The organism is Collinsella sp. wc0583 (assembly GCF_046116915.1).
Lineage (GTDB): Bacteria > Actinomycetota > Coriobacteriia > Coriobacteriales > Coriobacteriaceae > Collinsella.
The window spans coordinates 192,833-206,690 of sequence record NZ_JBJXBN010000001.1; the positions used below are offsets into that span (position 1 = coordinate 192,833).

Below are 13,858 nucleotides of genomic sequence, written 5' to 3' on the forward strand. Positions count from 1 at the left end.
CTTCGGCAGGTCGTTTCGGGAGTTACATTGCGAGACGGCTCTTCCCGTTGTTGGCTGTGTCAATGTGGGCGTTGTATATCATGGACTTGATGTCGGTATGAATTGAGGGAGATTGAATGGACGAGCTTTCCAAAGAAGTTGCATCTCAGTCATCCATTGTATTGGGTAAAGCTTATGACGATGTCGCGCATCCTGCGCTCTCGTCGCTCGGAGACACTCTGAGCTTGGTTCCTAGAACGGTCGCTGTGATACTTGGCCCCTGGAAGAAATGGGTGGTTAACGGCGAGAACAATATCGAGGAGGCGATTCGGCAAGTTGATCGAAAGATGGGAGACGTCCCGGAGGACTGTTTTTGCGAGCCTGCACCTAATGTTGTGGTACCGGCTATTCAGCAGCTGTCGTATTCGTATGACAGTCAGGATTTAAGGGACCTGTACGTTAATTTACTCGCGTCCTCTATGGATAAAAGGGTTTCTTATCTGGTTCATCCGAGCTTTGTTAGCATAATCGGACAGTTGACTCCCGATGAAGCCAAAATGATGTCATTTCTTTCTAAAGAGCCTGGTAAGGATCATGTTCCAGTTATTGATTTGCGCGTTGTTGAAGATGATGACATGCCAATTAAAGCTCGGTGGAGATTGCTTTGCGAAAACTATACGAACGTATTCGATGCCATCGTCCAATGCCCTGAGAACGTGTCCTTGTATTTGAATAACTTGGAGCGACTGAAACTGCTAAGCGGAGAAACGTACTGTTATGAGGGAGAAGACGATTATCTTGGTATTGAGGATTCTGAAAGGATCCGAAATATAAAGAAGGACATTACGCCTTCTGATGGATGGCGGTTTGATTGCGTACATCATGTTTTTAGGCTAACACCATTCGGGAAGCTATTCATCAAGTGCTGTGTTTAGTCTTCTCGGCTGCGTTGATGCGATTCGATTCAAGGTTCACCCTCGCTTTAGTCTTCGATGATGGTTCCAAATGATAAGGAGTGCATATGAACGAAGCGGTTTCAAAGGTTTTAGCCAACTTGGGTCTCGACGCCGATCCGTTTAAGCAGGAGAAGGTAATCGAACTGGTTAAGAATCCTCTTTCCGGAGCATGGGTTACTGTCTATTCGCACCATGATGCTGCTGATGGAAGGCCTTCTGTTTTCGCCTGTTTTGCCGATCTTACAAAAAAAGAGGAGATTCTTGCAGGTGATGATTGGCTAAAGAACGCCTTAAGCTTCTCACCAGGCTTCTGCATGTATAGAGACGACGTCACTTATCATAACGGGCGTGACGAAGGCTATGACTTTATTGTTGCCGAGCAGTATTTCTATCCGCTCGACCAAGCGCAGATTCTGGTCAACCAGGTATTTATCATGCTGTTTGAACTCTACCGCGGCGAAGACGGTTGCTACTATAGCGTCGACAGGTGTGGCGAGAGAGAAAAAGTCGTCGACTTTGCTGAAGACGAGGTGCGCGTCAGGACCAAATATATGCTGCGCTTTATTGCGGCTAAGCAATGTCTCTTCGTCCACTTTGTGGACGCGAGATTCGCATCTGCGCCCAGCTTTCCTTTGGGGAGCACTAAGTGCATTTCAGAGAGTGATGAGGTCGGGGGGAATTACCATATCGGGCAATGGTACACGAGCGATGCTGATGAAAGCTACCTGCTATCGATGCTTTACGCTCGAAGCTTTATCGAGCCCGGCGACGTCGAGACTTGCGGCGTATGGCCGTACGATGAGAAGAAAGAACGGTACCCTGAGTTCATCATCGATGAACGACCTGACGGTTCGCTCGTTCGATACACATGCGACCCGAATAAGCTTGGCACCCACTTTGAAAAGGAGCCTTGCGCTCCACATTACTTAACCCCCGTTTTCTTTAAGCCCGCTGTACTCGATAAGTACAGGAGCAACCCTCTCTTCGATGTTAGCGAGCACCACATTTCATGTGGGAGCCAGTGGAGGTGCGAGATTGACAATGTCAACCCGGACAGAGTCATGGTGTATCTCGGCGATTTGGGACGCGATCTTCCCGAGAGCGAGCGCACCCACTTCCTCTCCTTCGAGATGTCACCCGTTGACCAGCGCATTTCTGATGAGGTGTTCAAGACGGATTTGTTCAACATGTGGGTTAAGGATCCGACAGGCCCCGTTTCCATGCTTATGAGGGCGCGCATGGAGCTTGATAAAGCGTGGGAAAAGCGGTTTGGCCTGGCGCTGTTCAGGCCTTTCCACCGTGCTGACGAAGGCATTCTTGAACAAATCCACATTCCATCTGGTAATGGCGAGCCTGAATTTGAGGCCGTGATTATGGCCCTCACGAGAGCTCTTGTCGACTACATCGATGAAAGTTCTCTAAAGGGCGCTGATGCGAAGGGTAGTATTAACAAGCTGGAGGCCTTTCTTAGCGGGTATGACATCGTGACGGACCTAAAGCCTCTCCGTGACCTTCAGAACCTTCGGTCGGCGGGGGCGGCGCACGGCAAGGGCTCAAAATACGATAGGCTTTACGGCGATGTGGTCACCGAAGACCATAGAGAAGATGCGAAAAGACTCATTGCTCGACTTACGACCATGCTGAACGAGTTGACTGAGGCTTTAAAACCTGCCGACGATCGGAAAGAATAGTTGCAGGGTGATGGGCTGTCATGCGCTGGGGAAACAAGGCTGTTGCAGTTGGCGGATTTAGATATTCTTGTATCAAGACCTTCCGATTTCCTATAGATAGAGGCAGGTCCAATTAACTTTCAATGTGTATCCCCCTTGTTTTCTGAGTTTATGTAGCACTAGCTTCGTTTATAGGAATGGCTATGAGCGATACGGCGGCTTCAGTATGAGGCCGGCTTGCGCTTCTTCGGGATCCCACACTGACACCTTCCAAGTCCGATTTATGTCCGCGCCGGTATTTATGCTTTAAGCAAAGCGGCACGAGTGAACTTGCTACAAGCCTCATGCTGTGAGCACGTTAACCAATCGGTCGTGAAGGCGAGGTGAGTATGAAAGGTAGAAACCAGCACGTTACGAAGCGGGCGGATGGCAAATGGCAGGTTAAGGGTGAGGGGGCGCGTCGCGCTTCCTTTGTTACGACGACCCAGGGCGAAGCTATAAAGCGCGGTCGTCAAATTAGTTCTAATCAGCACTCTGAGCTAATCACCCATCGTCCCGATGGCAGAATCCGCGCAAAGGATTCCCATGGGCACGATCCCTTCCCGCCGAGAGGATAGGGGCTTGACGCCATTGTGGCTGCGGGCATGGATTAGCGTGTCCGCAGCCGCAAGCGCCTTCCGGAAGTATGTGGCAAATTCTGGAATCCCCGAGCACAACGGCTTTTCCACATATAGGATCCGCAGGTAGAAGCATTGCGGTATTCCGGAGCGCTCGGCACGCCAGGGATTTGCTGCATACTTCCGAGTTTTTGGCCTTGTGCCCTTTGTTCTAGATGCTGCAAACACTTGATTGATGCTATTTAAGGTCTATAATCAAATAAAAACTCTGAAATATCTTTTCAAAACAATGAAAGGAATTTTGAGGACGATGCTTTGCCAGTTTAACTTCAGGAACTATAGATCCTATCGCGCCGAAACTGTGCTTTCCATGCAGGCAACATCGATGAGGGAGTTCGAGCGCTCCCTCATAGAGTGTCCTGACGGGCAGAGTTTCCTTCCGGTGGCTGCGGTTTACGGGCCTAACGCTGGCGGCAAGTCTAACCTGCTCGAGGCTCTTGACTATATTCGTTCGGCGGTAGCAAGGCCGATCAGGTTGTTGTCTGCCAGCACTGATGCGCCAGAAGGTAACCGATCTTCGATACCTCGTTGCTCTGCGTTCGAGTTCGATGACGTGTCGGCTGCTAAGCCCACCGAGTTCGAGCTCTACTATCGCGCGGGTGAGCATGAGTACCGCTATGCCCTGTCCGTGCATGCGGACGAGATCGTGTCCGAAGGACTGTGGCGGCGCAAATTGGGGGCGTCACGCACGGCGATGCTTTTCGAGCGCGAGGGCACGGGGGTTGAGCTTGGTCCCACGCTGCGTAAGCTCGTGACGGCCGCGAGATTCAACCCGAGCCTGCCATACCTGTCGTTTCTCTGCATCAACTTTGACGCGCCGGTGATCAAGGAGGCTGCCAGTTGGTTTCTTGATGGGGTGTTCCTGAACTACAACAGCTCCTATTTGGAGCAGATGCTCGAACAGTTGCTCGATGAGGATGACTCACCCGAGATCACGCGTTTTCTGCGTGCCGTTGACGTGCGTATCGATGGCTTTAGGGTTGAGATAGCTCCGGAATGGCGGGGCCAGCGCGTCTTCGTAAAGCATGAGGTGGACGGTAAGGGCTATGAGCTGCGCCTGTCCGAGGAGTCGGCCGGTACTCAGAAGCTCATGGGGCTGGCGGCGTTTCTGCTGGCGGCGCTCGAACGCGGCGGTACCGTCGTTGTCGATGAACTCGACGCCAAGTTGCATCCGAAGCTCCTGCGCTACGTGATCCTGCTGTTCAAAGATCCCGAAGTCAACAAGAGCGGCGCGCAGCTCATCTTCTCGTCTCAGGACGTGTCCACTATGCGAAACGATGTTTTTCGCCGCGACGAGATATGGTTTGCCGCACGCGGCGAGGGGGAGGCGAGCCAGCTATGGTCGCTCGCCGACATCCACGAGGCAAATGGCAACCTGGTCAGCAAGAACGCGGCATTCGACAAGCAGTACCTGTCTGGCCGCTATGGTGCCGACCCGTATCTCACGCGCATTGAGGAGTGGGATTAGTATGGCCGCGAAAAAGTCGAGGGACTGGCGCAGCGGCAAGCGCGAGGGACGCTCTCGCATGGTACAGATGACGCGCCATCTCGTGGTGACCGAGGGCAAGGAGACTGAGCCTCGCTACTTCGAGGGCGTGCGCGCCGCGTTGGGCGCAGCAAACGAGCGGAAGGTTGCCGTAGTCGTTAAGGGGACTGGCAAACATACTCTCGACCTGCTCGACTTCGCCGTCGAACACTGCCTCTATGCGCCCGAGACGTTCGACCACGTGTGGCTCGTGTATGACAAGGATGACTTCCCTGCGCCCGACTTCGACGCGATGGAACGTAAGTGCAACGAGCTCTCCGATGGTTCGAGGACCTTCCATGCGTTGTGGTCGAACCCCTGCTTCGAGCTGTGGCCGCTTTTGCACTTTCGCTACACGACCGCGCATATGTCCGCGTCCGACTGCCAGCATGCCCTCGCGCAGGAGATGTCGAAGAACTTGGGCATCGAGTACCGCAAGAACCTGGACGGGATGTTTGGGGCAGTGGATGATAGGCGAGGCGAAGCATTGCAGCGTGCTGGGCGCCTCGTCGCGTACCATAGGGAACTGGGTAACATTAAGCCATCTGCGCAAAACCCTGCAACTAAGGTTGGCGAGATATTTGATGTGATTGGGCCGTATCTGGTTTGACGGTCAAGTTCGATCGGGCTTGATGGGACTGGAGATTCATGAAAGATGTTGTTTCGGGCTGCCTGCCGTCTTTAACTGGATTGACCTTTTGGGACCCGATAGGATACTAGGCCGAATCTAGCGGTATTGACGCAGTCAACCTACGGGCCTGCGTCCTGCGGGGGCGGCTTTTCTTTTGAATTGCCGCCCCTTTTCATCATTTGTATGGATGTAAGATTCGGCCTGTCAAAATTTACATCTCAATAAAGAAAAGGCGAAATTGCGTGCGATTTTCTGCTCGTATGTAACTTTACTGACGTGTTGTTGCTCAGTCTTAATTCGCTGTGGTTGCCGGTAAGGGATTGGCCGGAATTGGGCTTTTCCCTATCCGCTCCGTCGCGAGTTCTACATCGAGTGCATCTGCAACATGATGCGCCCGTGGACCATCGTGAACTATGAGCGTGAGCCGTGGGTGATGGACGAAGGTACATTGCGCATTACGTTTGACATAAACATGCACGCGGCGGTGGATCGCTGGCGTTTGCTCGACCTGGGCGGTTGAAATGATCCGCTGAGACCTTTCCAGTCGAATATTTTTCGGGCGAGGGTTGGGTATCATGGTGAAAGCGATTTCAACGACAGGGGTGCTCGTGGTAAAGATGAAAGATGTGGCCGAGCTGGCGGGCGTTTCGAGCGCCGCCGTCTCGCGCTACCTCAACGGTGGATATATCTCGGCGGACAAGGCCGAGCGCATTAAGCAGACGATTGAGCTGACCGGATACGTGCGGTCCAGCCAGGCTCGCGCGCTGCGCACCGGCTCCACCAAGCTCATCGGCGTCATCGTGCCCAAGATCAACTCGGAATCCGTGAGCCGCATTACCGCCGGCATCGGCCAGGTGCTCGGTCGTCGTGGCTACCAGATGCTGCTTGCCAATACTGACAATGCCCCCGATCGCGAGCTCGAATACCTCGATTTATTCCAAAACCACCCAGTCGATGGCATTGTGCTGGTGGCAACTATGATTACCGACGAGCACCGTCGGGCGATTGAGTCGTGCCGCGTGCCCATCGTGCTGATCGGCCAGAATGTTGAGGGCGCGGCGTGCGTCTATCACGACGATTACGAGGCCGCCTTTGAGCTGGGCCATGCGCTTGGGGGTCGCGTGGACGGCAAGATTGCCTATATTGGAGTTACCGAGGAGGATCGCGCGGCCGGTTATGACCGCCGTCGCGGTTTTGAGGCCGGCTTGCGCGCCGCGGGCAACCCGCTCGATGCCGCCTTGATTCGCCTGGGCTCGTTTACGCTCGATTCGGGCTATGGTGCGGCGCGTGAGCTGCTTTCCGTCGCTCCCGATGTTTCATTTATCGCCTGCGCGACCGACACCATGGCGGCGGGCGCGCTGCGTGCCATCGATGAGGTTCGCGGCATGGGCGAGGGCATACACCGCGTGAGTGGTTTTGGCGACAATGCGTTTTTGCGCGCGCTGACGGGCGGCATTCCCACCGTGCATTATGGCTACCTGACCAGTGGCGTCGAGGCGACCAATATGTTGCTCAACACGCTCGATGGCGTGGAGGGGGAGAGCGGTCTCAAGACACTCAAGCTCGGTCATCAGCTTATGAATGTCTAGGTCTTGGGCATGTCTGTCTGCCTCTGAGCCCTTATGTTTGTCTCAAAACTACCATTCACCGGCTTTTTCCTACCATTCACCCTACTATGAAAACGATTGCAGACATATGAAACTGAAATCGATTACAGTGTAAGTGTCAAAGATGGCCGGGTGTAAATGCGCCCGTTGGAGGAAAGGGAAGTCATGGACTACCGCAAATCAGCCCAAGAGGTGCTCGACAACATCGGTGGCGCCGACAACGTTGTTTCGGCCGCGCACTGCGCCACTCGCCTGCGCCTGGTGATTGCCGATAACACTAAGGTTAACAAGGAGGCCCTCGAGAACGTCGACGGCGCCAAGGGCGTCTTTGAGGCCCAGGGCCAGCTCCAGATTATTTTTGGCACTGGCACCGTCAACAAGGTCTACGACGAGTTCATTGCGCTCAGCGGCGTCGAGGCTGCCACCAAGGCCGAGGTCAAGGAGGCAGCGGCGCAGCAGCAGAACATCTTTATGCGTGCCATTAAGGTGCTCGGCGACGTCTTTGTCCCCATCATCCCCGCCATCGTGGCCTCGGGCCTGCTGCTGGGCATTATGAGCGCCCTCAACTTTATGGCCTCCAACGGCTTTATCGCGCTCGACACCAATAACTTTATTTATAAGATTGCCGACCTGGTCTCGGGCACGTCCTTTGGCATTCTGCAGATCCTGATCGGTTACTCCGCCGCTAAGGCCTTTGGCGCCAACCCGTATCTGGGTGCCGTTGTCGGCGGTGCGTTCATCAACTCCTCGCTGCAGAGCGCCTATACGGTTGCCTCCGAGGGCGTGCAGACCATGGTCACCGTCATTCCCGGCGTGTACAGCTTTGAGTGGGTCGGCTATCAGGGCCATGTGATTCCGATCGTCATCGCCTGCGCCATTCTGGCCTTTCTCGAGAAGCGCCTGCACAAGATCGTTCCCGAGATGTTCGACCTCTTTGTGACCCCGCTCGTCTCCGTGTTCGTGACCGTGCTCGTGACGCTCGTTGCCGTCGGCCCCATCTTTGTCTGGGCCGAGAACGCCATCCTCGGCCTGATCCAGACCCTGCTGACCCTGCCCTTCGGCATCGGTTCCTTTATCGTCGGCCTGTTCTATGCCCCCACGGTCGTTACCGGTATCCATCAGATGTACACCGCCATCGATCTGGGCCAGCTCGCTCAGTATGGCGTGACCTATTGGCTACCCATCGCCAGTGCCGCCAACATCGCTCAGGGTGGTGCCGCGCTCGCCGTTGCCTTTAAGACCCGCGATGCCAAGATCAAGGGCCTGGCGCTTCCTTCGGCCCTGTCCGCCTTCATGGGCATTACCGAGCCTGCCATCTTTGGTGTGAACCTGCGCTTCTTTAAGCCCTTCATCGCCGGCTGCATCGGCGGCGGTTGCGGTGCCCTGGTCTGCGCGCTCACTTCGCTGGCTGCCTCCGGCACGGGCGTTACCGGTATCTTCGGTATCCTGCTGTGCCTGGCCCAGCCCGTGCAGTACGCGATCATGTTTGCGGTCGCCGCGCTGGTTTCCTTTGCCGTCTCGTTTGTCCTGTACAAGGACGAGACCAAGGCTTCCGAGCAGGCCTAAGAGCATTTGATTAAGGGAATGCCCGCGGGCTGTATGCTCGCGGGTGTTTCCCGTATCTGGTGCCGTTCTCTGGTGCCTTGTAACTTTCGATCCGTTAGGACTTTGATATGTCTAATGCACTTGGTCGCGATCTTGCAAAGCTGGTTGCCGCTGTTGACGCCGCCGCCACTGAGTGCGGTCATGGCGCGTATGGCCAGCGCTTCCATATTATGCCGCCGGCGGGTTGGCTCAACGACCCCAACGGTCTTTGCCAAGCGGGCGGCGTGTTCCACGTTTATTTTCAATATGCGCCGTTTGATGTCGAGGGCGGCGTTAAGGCCTGGGGTCATGCGACGAGCCGCGATCTTATGACGTGGGACTATGTTGGCGCTCCGCTGCTGCCCGACGAGCCGTTCGATTGCCACGGTGTGTATTCGGGCTCCGCGCTTGCCGAGGACGGTCACATTCGCGTGCTCTATACGGGCAACGTTAAGCTTTCCGATGCGGACGGCACGTACGACTACGTCAATACCGGCCGCCGCGCCGATACTGTTTATGTCGAGAGCGTTGATGGCCTTGCCGGTCGGGAGTTCAGCCAAAAGCGCGTGGTGCTGGCGTCGGAGGACTATCCCGAGGATCTGACGTGCCACGTGCGCGATCCCAAGGTGTGGCGTGACGCGGACGGGCGTTATCACATGGTGCTGGGTGCGCGTCGTCGAGTTGACGGGCCGCACGTCGAGAGCCGTTTTTGCGCCATGCATGGCGAGGGCGCCGGTCGCGATGTTGGCGAGATCTTGGTGTATGGCTCGGCCGATATGCTGAGTTGGGAGCTCGAGAGCCGTGTGTCTACGCCCGAGCGCTTTGGCTTTATGTGGGAGTGCCCGGGATACCTTGAGCTTGAGGCGGATGGCGGTGTACCGGCAAGGTTTCTGTCTTTCTCTCCCCAGGGGCTCGAGGGCGGCCGTTGGGACCGCGGCAACGTATACGCTGCTGGCTACATGCCTGTAACGGGTGACATTGCCGGTGGTGACGGTGCCTATGAGCTGGGCGAGTTCCGCCTGTGGGACGCCGGTTTTGACTTCTATGCTCCGCAGGAGTTCATGTCCGAGGATGGTCGCCACATTCTGATCGGCTGGATGGGCATGCCCGATGAGCCGACCTATGGCAACGCGCCTACCGTGGCGTGCGGCTGGCAGCACTGCATGACGGTGCCGCGCGAGCTTACGGCCGGTGATGGCGGCGTGGTGCTGCAGCAGCCGGCGCGCGAGATCGAGCTCCATTATGCCTCGGTGCGTGTGGGGGCGGGCTCGTTGGAGGTTTCTGGCGATACCTGTTTTGACGTTGTTGTCGACGGTGTCGACGGCGAGTTTGCCGCGACCGTTGATGGCGAGCTGAAGCTGGCGTTTGTGCCCGCCAATGGCGAGCTGCCCGCGCGCTTTGAGATGCGATTTACCGATGAGGGTCGCGCTTCTGCCGGCTGCGGTCGCACCGTGCGTTGGGAGCCCGTCGACGAGGTTCGTAACGTGCGCATTGTCGGCGATGTCTCGTCGGTCGAGGTGTTTGTGAACGATGGCGCACTCGTGTTCTCGACGCGCATCTATCCCGAGGCCTATGGCTTGACCGTTGACGCCCCGGGTGCGAGCGTGACCTATCATACGCTCATCATCTAGGCGATTCATCGCATATCGGCGCTATACTGCAGCCGTTACCCACGATGCGGGGAACACCCGCATCGTGGATTTTTGCTTATGAAGGGACGGTGCCGCGTGGACGTGCAACAGCTAGAAGAGGCTTGGGCTTTGAGAGCCGGCGCGCGTGAGGCGCGGTTGCTTGCGGCCTCGCATGTGCCAGCAGCGCTGTCGCAGCTGGGGATTGTGCGTCCCGGTGACCGCTTGGTGGCCTTTGCGGATGACTTTGCCGATGCGTTTGCGCGCGGCTTTGATGGCTGCGACGTTGTGCTCGTGGACACGCCGTCGGTTGCGGCGTTTGCCGCTGCGTCCGAGGGCTTTGATGCTTCGTTTGATGTCGAGGGTCCGCACCTGTGGTGGTTTGTCAACTCCATCGGCGGGTTTGGTTTGTGCGTGCCCGATCTGCGTGCGCTGGGTCGTGCGGCTCGCGAGGCCCATGCGCTGCTGGTTGTGGACAACACCGTGGCGTCGGCTTTTGGCTGCGATCCGCTGCGTTTGGGTGCCGTGCTGTCGCTCGAGGCGCTCGACCGCGTGTGCGCCGGCAAGGCTCCGCGCAAGTTGGTTGCCGTATCGGTCGCGCGCTCGCAGCTCAAGCGCCATCGCGTGGATGCCGCGGCTGAGTGCGCGCATGCCCTGCTTGAGGGCTGTGGCTTGGCCAAGCTTGATATGCCTGCTGACGAGGCCGGTGTACTGGAGCGCGGGCTGGACTCGCTCGATGTCCGCATGCAGGCGCATTTCGATCGCGCCCGTGCGCTAGCCGAGTATCTGGCCGCCAACGAGATGGTGCGCAGCGTGCGCTATCCCGGACTGAGCTCGCATCCTGATCATGCGGTTGCAACGGGAATCCTCGAGCACGGCTTTGGCCCGGCAGTTGAATTTGATCTTATCGAGCGCAGTGCGGGTGATTTCTTCGATGCTTTGCCGGGGGAGTTTCGTACATCGCCCGCCGGCGGCGCAACGACGCGCCTTTCGGCCACGCGCGGCAAGCAGGGGAGCACCATCCGCCTCTTCGCCGGCACCGACAACCCCCTGGTCGTAGCGTCCGCCCTAGATAATGCCCTCCGCAACTAGCTAAATCATCCTCGACTCCATAAGTTGCGGTGAAATAGGGATTGATTTACGGCTTTAACCGCATAAACAGTCCCTATTTCACCGCAACTTATGAGAATGGGTTGTGTGGCTATAAGGCCCCGTCCCAAATGAGCTACTTTTTGATGCTGGCGATGAGGGCGTTGGCTTTGGTGGCGATGACGTTGTTGATGTCGGTCTGCAGCTCCTCGTAGGCCGCTATGGCTCGCTCGCCGGCGGGGGTGAGGGTGGATCCGCGGGCTCCGTCGCGCTCGATGAGCTTGCAGCCCAGCTGTCCTTCGGCCTCGTTCACAATGCGCCAGGCTTTGGAGTATGCCATGCCCATGCTCTTGGCGGCGCGGTTGAGCGAGTGCTCGCGGGCGATGCCCTGCAGCAGTAAGACGCAGCCGTGGCCGAACACGCCCGGCAGATCTTTGTCGCACGCTTGAATGACCAACTTTGCCGTCGTCTTGTACTCCATGTGCTCCACGTCTCCCCGCTAAAGTGTTTGCTGGGCAAACGCAAAGCCTGCGTCAAACCCTCGTGTGCTCTTCTTAAATCATGCATTGTAGCAGTCAAAGTGCGTTAAGATACTTCCCCAGTATTGGGCGCCCAAGGTTGGGCTGGGTCCTACGAGGCCTGCAGCCGACCGGTCGCATGGAAAAAGGAGAAACATGGCTACGTTCTTTCCCGGTGAGTCCCACACGTTTTCGGAGTATCTGCTGGTCCCTGGTTACTCGTCCTCGCAGTGCATCCCCAACAACGTCTCTCTTAAGACGCCGCTAACCCGCTTTAAGCGCGGTGAGAAGCCGGCAATCACCTTGAACATCCCCATGGTTTCCGCCATCATGCAGTCCGTCTCGGGCGTCGACATGGGTGTCGCGCTCGCTACCGAGGGCGGCCTGTCCTTCATTTACGGTTCCCAGAGCGCCGAGTCCGAGGCCGCCATGGTCAAGGCCGTCAAGGATCACAAGGCTGGTTTCGTTCAGTCCGATTCCACGCTGACCCCTGACATGACCATGGAGCAGGTCATCGAGCTCAAGGAGAAGACCGGCCACTCCACCATGCCGGTCACCGACGACGGCACTCCCAAGGGTAAGCTCCTGGGCATCGTCACCAGCCGTGACTATCGCCCCAGCCGCGATGACCACCAGACGAAGGTCTCCGAGTTCATGACCCCGCGTGAGCAGCTCATCGTGGGCGACAAGAACATCAGCCTTAAGGTTGCCAACGACGTCATCTGGGACAATAAGCTCAACGCCCTGCCCATCGTCGACGACTACGATCACCTCATGGGCATCGTCTTCCGCAAGGACTACGACAGCCACAAGACCAACCCCAACGAGCTGCTCGACGGCGACAAGCGCTACATGGTCGGTGCCGGTATCAACACCCGCGACTATGCCGAGCGCGTGCCGCTGCTCATCGAGGCCGGTGCCGATGTCCTGTGCATCGACTCTTCCGAGGGCTTCAGCGAGTGGCAGAAGCGCACCATCGAGTGGATCCGCGCCAACTACGGCGAGGACGTCAAGGTCGGTGCCGGCAACGTCGTCGACGCCGAGGGCTTCCGCTTCCTGGCCGACTGCGGTGCCGACTTCATCAAGGTTGGTATCGGCGGCGGCTCCATCTGCATCACCCGTGAGACCAAGGGCATCGGCCGTGGTCAGGCCACCGCGCTGATCGACGTCTGCCGCGCTCGCGACGAGTACTACGAGGAGACCGGCGTCTACGTGCCCGTGTGCTCCGATGGCGGCATCGTCTACGATTACCACATGACGCTCGCCCTTGCCATGGGTGCAGACTTTATGATGCTGGGTCGTTACTTCGCCCGCTTTGACGAGAGCCCGACCGAGCGCGTCAACGTGAACGGTCAGTACATGAAGGAGTACTGGGGCGAGGGTTCTGCGCGTGCTCGCAACTGGCAGCGCTACGACCTGGGCGGCGCCGCGAAGCTTAGCTTCGTCGAGGGCGTCGACTCCTACGTTCCCTACGCCGGTTCCCTCAAGGACGGCGTGGGCGGCACGCTCTATAAGGTCAAGTCCACGATGTGCAACTGCGGTGCCCTCTCGATCCCCGAGCTCCAGGAAAAGGCACGCCTGACCCTGGTGAGCTCCACCTCCATCGTCGAAGGCGGCGCCCACGACGTAGTCGTCAAGGATTCCCAGCAGAGCGTCAGCTACCGCTAAGCGGCTTTCCCAAGCACCGCACCTTGCCGTTCAAACCGTCGCTCGCGTACCAAAGTACGCGTCGCTCCTCTTTCACGGCAATCTGCGGCACTTGGAAAACCCGACCATGCTTGGGCGGGTAACAATTAGCGGTTGATTCACAACCACGTTATTTAGATAAAGCGAGATGCATGCAAGTCGCAGGCATCTCGCTTGTCGTATTTGCTATCATCAGTCAAGTTAACCTTAGGGTCGGTCGGCTTGGCTTTGTTCGCTACAAGTTCCGCACGCAAAGAAGAGCACTTAATGTGCTCTTCGTCTTGCGCAGGACTGTCCGCAGTAGCGAA

The 13,858-nt window shown here is 57.1% G+C and carries 11 protein-coding genes; 10 read left to right on the plus strand and 1 reads right to left on the minus strand.

What is annotated here, in order from left to right; translation table 11 throughout:
* The first annotated feature begins 116 nt into the window (after nt 1-116).
* From ACKUUJ_RS00845 to ACKUUJ_RS00885, 9 genes are all read left to right on the plus strand, one after another.
* Nucleotides 117-914 carry a DUF4393 domain-containing protein gene (locus tag ACKUUJ_RS00845; protein WP_346964696.1) on the plus strand — a complete coding sequence of 266 codons (798 nt, stop codon included), beginning with the start codon at nt 117-119 and terminating at the stop codon, nt 912-914.
* Between the two features lie 86 nt (nt 915-1,000).
* Nucleotides 1,001-2,626, plus strand: a complete 1,626-nt coding sequence (locus ACKUUJ_RS00850) for a hypothetical protein (RefSeq protein ID WP_409064340.1) — start codon at nt 1,001-1,003, stop codon at nt 2,624-2,626.
* A 368-nt stretch (nt 2,627-2,994) separates the two neighbouring features.
* Nucleotides 2,995-3,222 (plus strand): DUF2188 domain-containing protein, encoded by a 228-nt coding sequence (locus ACKUUJ_RS00855; RefSeq protein WP_195534616.1) that lies wholly within the window; start codon nt 2,995-2,997, stop codon nt 3,220-3,222.
* A 385-nt stretch (nt 3,223-3,607) separates the two neighbouring features.
* Nucleotides 3,608-4,750, plus strand: coding sequence for an AAA family ATPase (locus ACKUUJ_RS00860; protein ID WP_409064341.1), 1,143 nt, complete (start codon nt 3,608-3,610; stop codon nt 4,748-4,750).
* A gap of 1 nt (nt 4,751) precedes the next feature.
* The gene (locus tag ACKUUJ_RS00865; RefSeq protein WP_409064342.1) at nt 4,752-5,417 is read left to right on the plus strand and encodes an RloB family protein; all 666 of its coding nucleotides are present in this window, start codon (nt 4,752-4,754) and stop codon (nt 5,415-5,417) included.
* Nucleotides 5,418-6,055: 638 nt separating this feature from the next.
* Nucleotides 6,056-7,027, plus strand: a complete 972-nt coding sequence (locus tag ACKUUJ_RS00870; RefSeq protein WP_409064457.1) for a LacI family DNA-binding transcriptional regulator — start codon at nt 6,056-6,058, stop codon at nt 7,025-7,027.
* Nucleotides 7,028-7,210: 183 nt separating this feature from the next.
* Nucleotides 7,211-8,611 carry a PTS transporter subunit EIIC gene (locus ACKUUJ_RS00875; protein ID WP_409064343.1) on the plus strand — a complete coding sequence of 467 codons (1,401 nt, stop codon included), beginning with the start codon at nt 7,211-7,213 and terminating at the stop codon, nt 8,609-8,611.
* 107 nt (nt 8,612-8,718) lie between these two features.
* On the plus strand, nt 8,719-10,260 hold the full coding sequence (locus ACKUUJ_RS00880) for a glycoside hydrolase family 32 protein (protein ID WP_409064344.1): 1,542 nt from the start codon (nt 8,719-8,721) through the stop codon (nt 10,258-10,260).
* A 96-nt stretch (nt 10,261-10,356) separates the two neighbouring features.
* Nucleotides 10,357-11,349 (plus strand): PLP-dependent transferase, encoded by a 993-nt coding sequence (locus ACKUUJ_RS00885; protein WP_409064345.1) that lies wholly within the window; start codon nt 10,357-10,359, stop codon nt 11,347-11,349.
* Nucleotides 11,350-11,482: 133 nt separating this feature from the next.
* Here the strand turns inward: ACKUUJ_RS00885 and ACKUUJ_RS00890 are convergent, their stop codons facing one another.
* On the minus strand, nt 11,483-11,827 hold the full coding sequence (locus tag ACKUUJ_RS00890) for a winged helix-turn-helix domain-containing protein (protein WP_409064346.1): 345 nt from the start codon (nt 11,825-11,827) through the stop codon (nt 11,483-11,485).
* Between the two features lie 193 nt (nt 11,828-12,020).
* Between ACKUUJ_RS00890 and ACKUUJ_RS00895 the strand changes: the two genes are divergently transcribed.
* Nucleotides 12,021-13,532, plus strand: a complete 1,512-nt coding sequence (locus ACKUUJ_RS00895) for an IMP dehydrogenase (protein WP_035138103.1) — start codon at nt 12,021-12,023, stop codon at nt 13,530-13,532.
* Nucleotides 13,533-13,858 lie beyond the last annotated feature (326 nt).

Bases quoted from the DNA above. Each gene is read 5' to 3' on its own strand.
- ACKUUJ_RS00845 (WP_346964696.1), top strand. From the start codon at position 117: ATGGACGAGCTTTCCAAAGAAGTTGCATCTCAGTCATCCATTGTATTG.
- ACKUUJ_RS00895 (WP_035138103.1), top strand. From the start codon at position 12,021: ATGGCTACGTTCTTTCCCGGTGAGTCCCACACGTTTTCGGAGTATCTG.
- ACKUUJ_RS00860 (WP_409064341.1), top strand. From the start codon at position 3,608: ATGAGGGAGTTCGAGCGCTCCCTCATAGAGTGTCCTGACGGGCAGAGT.
- ACKUUJ_RS00890 (WP_409064346.1), bottom strand. From the start codon at position 11,827: ATGGAGTACAAGACGACGGCAAAGTTGGTCATTCAAGCGTGCGACAAA.
- ACKUUJ_RS00850 (WP_409064340.1), top strand. From the start codon at position 1,001: ATGAACGAAGCGGTTTCAAAGGTTTTAGCCAACTTGGGTCTCGACGCC.
- ACKUUJ_RS00855 (WP_195534616.1), top strand. From the start codon at position 2,995: ATGAAAGGTAGAAACCAGCACGTTACGAAGCGGGCGGATGGCAAATGG.
- ACKUUJ_RS00870 (WP_409064457.1), top strand. From the start codon at position 6,056: ATGAAAGATGTGGCCGAGCTGGCGGGCGTTTCGAGCGCCGCCGTCTCG.
- ACKUUJ_RS00875 (WP_409064343.1), top strand. From the start codon at position 7,211: ATGGACTACCGCAAATCAGCCCAAGAGGTGCTCGACAACATCGGTGGC.
- ACKUUJ_RS00865 (WP_409064342.1), top strand. From the start codon at position 4,752: ATGGCCGCGAAAAAGTCGAGGGACTGGCGCAGCGGCAAGCGCGAGGGA.
- ACKUUJ_RS00880 (WP_409064344.1), top strand. From the start codon at position 8,719: ATGTCTAATGCACTTGGTCGCGATCTTGCAAAGCTGGTTGCCGCTGTT.